This window comes from Synechococcus sp. Cruz CV12-2-Slac-r (genome assembly GCF_024346075.1).
GTDB lineage: Bacteria > Cyanobacteriota > Cyanobacteriia > PCC-6307 > Cyanobiaceae > Synechococcus_D.
On the sequence record NZ_JAGQEK010000122.1, the window covers coordinates 1 to 4,847 of the forward strand.

Annotated in this window: 4 protein-coding genes and 1 pseudogene; all 5 read left to right on the forward strand. The window is 42.3% G+C overall.

Features of this window, described 5'->3' with window-relative positions:
- Positions 1 to 264 precede the first annotated feature (264 nt).
- On the forward strand, positions 265 to 438 hold the full coding sequence (locus KB557_RS08955) for a hypothetical protein (RefSeq protein WP_162842901.1): 174 nt from the start codon (positions 265 to 267) through the stop codon (positions 436 to 438).
- A gap of 1 nt (position 439) precedes the next feature.
- Positions 440 to 1,270 (forward strand): hypothetical protein, encoded by an 831-nt coding sequence (locus tag KB557_RS08960; protein WP_255133401.1) that lies wholly within the window; start codon positions 440 to 442, stop codon positions 1,268 to 1,270.
- Positions 1,271 to 1,315: 45 nt separating this feature from the next.
- Positions 1,316 to 3,505 carry an ATP-binding protein gene (locus tag KB557_RS08965; RefSeq protein ID WP_255133403.1) on the forward strand — a complete coding sequence of 730 codons (2,190 nt, stop codon included), beginning with the start codon at positions 1,316 to 1,318 and terminating at the stop codon, positions 3,503 to 3,505.
- 124 nt (positions 3,506 to 3,629) lie between these two features.
- The gene (locus KB557_RS08970) at positions 3,630 to 4,043 is read left to right on the forward strand and encodes a hypothetical protein (protein ID WP_255133405.1); all 414 of its coding nucleotides are present in this window, start codon (positions 3,630 to 3,632) and stop codon (positions 4,041 to 4,043) included.
- A gap of 100 nt (positions 4,044 to 4,143) precedes the next feature.
- Positions 4,144 to 4,847: pseudogene (locus tag KB557_RS08975) on the forward strand (DNA helicase); the annotation flags it as partial.

The window sequence follows — 4,847 nt, forward strand, 5'->3', positions numbered from 1 at the left end:
GATCACAGTCCTTTTTGGGATGCTGGTTATAATGCTCTGATGGTTACTGATACATCATTTATGCGTAACCCCCATTACCATAAAATGACTGATACCGTTGAAACATTAGATTTAGAATTCTTTGCTAATGTGATTAATGGCTTGGATAAGGCCTTTTCTGCTCTTTAAAGCCTGCGCGCAGGCAACTGCCAGTTGGTTCTTCGCGCAAGGCATTGAATAAACAATCATGGTTCAGCGATACTGCTATCAGTAATGCCTGCACAAATGAGCAAGTTCATCATCCAATGGCAAGATCAATTCGGCAATTGGCAACGCTTCCAGGAAAAACACAACCAAGCTGATGCTTTCCGTACTGCCCAAGCTCGTGCACGGAGTACAGGTAAACGTCATCGTTTAGTGGATGCTCAAGGCCATTTGATCGACTTAATTGAGCCTTAAAATGAAACTATCATTGAGCTTTAGGTTCTTAGCCTCTTTCGCCGTAGCAACATCTGTAATGGCTGCTAGTTATGCCTACTGGGTATTACACCGGCAAATGCCAGCAGAATATAAAACACTTGAGGTGGTATTAAATAAAATTAGTAAAGGTAATAATTTTGGCAAGCAGCCGCTTGCATTTATGATTGTTGCTGGCACCCATTCCTCGCAACTAGCATATGAAAGAGGCCTATGTAAGGCTGATAAATGCGATTTTTTTGCCCAGTTAAATCCATTTAATAGCTATAAAAATGGTTGGGACGAGCTAATGCGGCAGGGTTATGCCATAGGTGATATCAATGGATGGGCTACTTCAAGTGGCACAATTATGATTCCAAGGCCTGCATTTCGCGCCTATGGCAACGATATTGATTACATAAGCTGTACAGTTGCCCATGAAATAGCCCATGTCCGTCTCAGTCATATTTTTAAGCAAAGTTACCATGAGAATCATGATCTAAACGAAATGAATAAAAAGGATAAAGATTTAGCTAATTTGAAAAAGTCAAGAGAATTTGAATTGCAAGCAGATCGTGAGGCAGCCACCATGCTTGCCAAAGCTGGTTATAAGGGCCGGATTTGTTTAAAGGATATTGATTTTATGTATCGATCAACAGGCGATGGAAGTGCTACAGAGCCAGATTCAAGTCACCCTGGTTATGACGATAGAAGAAAAGCGATGTTAGCAAATTACATAGCACTTGAAAAAAATCCACCCAAACCAGAGAATCCTAGTAATAGGTATTTCCAATATGACAAAAAAGATAACTTGCTTTTATTTATACCAAAATAGCGCAAGATAATATGTTCGCTTATCTTGATCCATCAGAATGACTAAATGACTAGTATTCCCCTCCGCTGCCACTTATTGATTGGCCCCCCTGGTAGTGGTAAAACCACAATGGCCCAGCGCTTGCAGCCATTGCTACATGGCAATGAGGGCCAGCCAGCGATAGTGCTTTCAACAGATGCAATCAGAGCTGAACTATATGGTGATGAGGCAGTGCAGGGCCCATGGGATGAAATCCGCGCAATTCTGATTGAGCGGCTACATGCGTCTGTGGCTGCTGGCAACCCCGTAATTATTGATGCCACCCACGCGCGACGACCTTGGCGTTTGCTTTATACCCAGCAATTGGAACTTGCTCAACCGGTGGAATGGATTGGTTGGTGGCTGAAAACAGATCTCAATACTTGCTTGGAATGGACAAAACAACGAAAACGACCGGTGCCAGATGCTGTTACTAAAGAATACTATGCTGCACTTAATCACAAACAATTTGGCCCCCAACGTGCTGAATCATTTGCAACGGTTGTTAGCCTAGATCCCGTTGCAGGTGAAACCAGTAGTACTTCTTTAGCTCAAAAGTTAACCAACTTAGATGCCTCTATACGTAATTCAATCAATCGTGATCAAGCAAAACTCCCCTACTTGCATCAATATTCACGCCTTATAGATCTAGAACGCCTGTTTTTTTTGCTACGTTTGCTAACAACTTTTAATGGCCTTAATCAAGAAGATCCAGCAACGGCAGCAGGTTTAGCTGCGATATGCAATCCATTGCCAGAAGGAGATCTAGCGGAAAAGGCAGCTGTATATTTGTCAAAATGGATTGAGGTGCATGGTGGTAATAGTGAATGTTATGGCGATCCCGCTCTTATTCGTGCAGATCTTGAATGGCTTACAGCTAATGGTTTTACACAACTCAACTGGAATAGCGATAATCCTATTTACTTAGGTGAATATTGTAAGGCAACCAATGAATCCTTAAATGGTGGCTTTCCTAGTTTGGCTGATAAACGTATTTTTATCAGAGTATTTACCCTGTTACGCCATATTCTAAAAGAACCATTTGATGCACCTTCTAGTGATAATAGTGCCAACGACGGTTCATTGCTTTATCAACATCTGCTTGAATCATTAAGTCATATTGATGGTAGTTACGCCGCTAATCAAGAAGCCGTATTACGTAATGATCTACGTCATTTATTAAGGCCCTATGGTTTTAGCTCATCAAGCAAAGGTAGGCCTGATAGCTTGCGGCATGGTTATGCAATTGGTACCGCCCTACTCTACGCAGATCAACTATTGCAAGTGCATGAGCTACTTAAATCAACAATTGAATGCTTAAATGACTCCTCTCAACATTTATTATACGAGTCGCTGGATGATCGCTTGCGTCGGGCTGGTTTATTGCAATCTGCATCCAAGCAGTTTAGTGTTTCCAATCGCGCAATTGCAAATCGATCAATTACCGAAAATAAATTAGGCACATTGGCCAACAGTGATCAAAGCCAAAAAATAGAGAAATTAATATTTCAGCGAAAACTTGCATTGCTTAGTCATATACCTGATAATGCGTTATCTACACCTACTGGTTCATTTGATACGCGTTTTCGGGCTTGGCCATTACAGCTATTATTCCATAATATAAGCTGGTATTTGGCATTTGAAATAGAAGCTATTGGGCGCCCCCACGGCTTGATAAAAACCCTGCGTGTTGATCGACTCATCTTACATCCTAGTAATACTCAAATTCGCCGCAATAGTGATACTGAGCATTTGCATGCAATCGCCCGCTTGAATTTATTACTAGGTGTGTGTGGCGGTCTTTATTTTGGTAACTCAATAGAAGCGCAACTTGCCATTACAGCAGAGCAAAAGCCTGGCACAATTGCTGGGATTGAACACTATGAGCTTATACGCTTTTCCTGCACTGAAAAAGTATTTAAATTGATTCGAGAGGAGTCGAATCGCTTTTTAATAACTCACACCAGCTATTCAAAGCCAATTACTGCTAAGTCTTCATGGGAACAGGGACCTTCTGATTGCCTTGAACCAAATGGTTCATCTGATAGTCACCCCTATCCAGTTGAGTTATTATTGCCTCGCTGGACTGTAGAAGCCGATTGGGATCTACGTAACTGGTTATTTCGATGGGGCTCTGGCATACGAATTGAGCAGCCACAAGATTTAAAACAGTTGCATCTGCAGCATGCCCAAGGGGTAATCGATATATATAAATAGCTTTCAAATTGAGCTTTGGTTTTCCCAGAGGCACTGCAAATACAAGAGGATTTCGTTATTCGCGCAATAACTAATTTTTTTCCTGATAAAACAGCGATGCTTGTTACACCACAACGGAGCTGTGATGACCAACCCCAACGACTCTCCAAACCGCGGTCGCTACCGCTTTCAAGCTGGCAAGCCAATTGATCCCAATAGTGAGATAGACGCAGAGAGTGTTTCATGCGTTCCAAATAGCCCGCAGGAATTAATTTCTATGCAAGAGAACAAGTCAGATTACCCTGAAAAAACTGAACGCCAACGCAGTGAGAAAGTTAAAGAGATAATGGAGTTGATAGATAAACTAGATACAAGCCCGCTTGACGATCAACAAATTGCAATTGCTTTGATTTCAAGTCTGGAGCAATATCATGATGGTATTGTTGATCAAATGTGTGATGATTCTGATGCAAAACATAGTCAAATTGTATCTTGGGCTGTTGATGCTGATCGATTAATGCGTTGCCGCCACATGCTTTCTAGTGTTGATCTAGAATAGCTAAATGTTTCATACTCGGTTTTTTAGCTTAGTATGATGCGGTGTTCTATTTTCACACAATTTATTTCACCTCTACTTTTAACCTCCTCTGAGCAAGCAAATGTTTAATCGATTAATCACCCCATCCCAGTTAGCCCTATTCAGTCGCAGCCCTGTTATTGGCGCCTGGTGGGAAGAGCTACATGCCACTGAACCGTTGCGGGCTCCGCGTCCAATAACAAAGACACTTGATGACTTCCTCTATAAAGCTGGCTTAGAACATGAAAAATTATTAATCAAAGAGCTAGAGGGGCAGAATGGAATAAAGGTAGAAAAACTGCGTGGCAAGCAGGAGGCTTTCGACTATGAGGAAACATTAAAAGCGATGCGAGCTGGTGCCGATTTCGTCTGGCAAGCATCGATGTCTAACAATGAAATGCGCGGCTCAGCCGACCTACTTGAACGCGTAGATCGTCCTTCAAATCTTGGCAGCTGGAGCTACATCCCAATCGAATGCAAGCTTTCAAGCCACCCCAAGCCTATTTATATTGTGCAGGCTTGCGCTTATTGCGAACTGCTTGAGCCGATCCTGGGTCACATACCTGATCAATTCAAGCTTTACCTTGGCGGCAAGAAAAGCGAAGAACAATTCCAGAATTACCACAGAAAGGATTTCTGGAGCTGGTACGAATTACTACGCCAGCGTTACTGCGATTTTCGTTCTTCATTTGATGCAAGTAACGAACCAGAGGATGCACCAGGTGACCACGGCCTATGGGAGCCATTTATAGAACAACGGCTAGAAGATAAACGCGATCTAATGCT

Bases quoted from the DNA above. Each gene is read 5' to 3' on its own strand.
- KB557_RS08965 (WP_255133403.1), top strand. From the start codon at position 1,316: ATGACTAGTATTCCCCTCCGCTGCCACTTATTGATTGGCCCCCCTGGT.
- KB557_RS08960 (WP_255133401.1), top strand. From the start codon at position 440: ATGAAACTATCATTGAGCTTTAGGTTCTTAGCCTCTTTCGCCGTAGCA.
- KB557_RS08955 (WP_162842901.1), top strand. From the start codon at position 265: ATGAGCAAGTTCATCATCCAATGGCAAGATCAATTCGGCAATTGGCAA.
- KB557_RS08970 (WP_255133405.1), top strand. From the start codon at position 3,630: ATGACCAACCCCAACGACTCTCCAAACCGCGGTCGCTACCGCTTTCAA.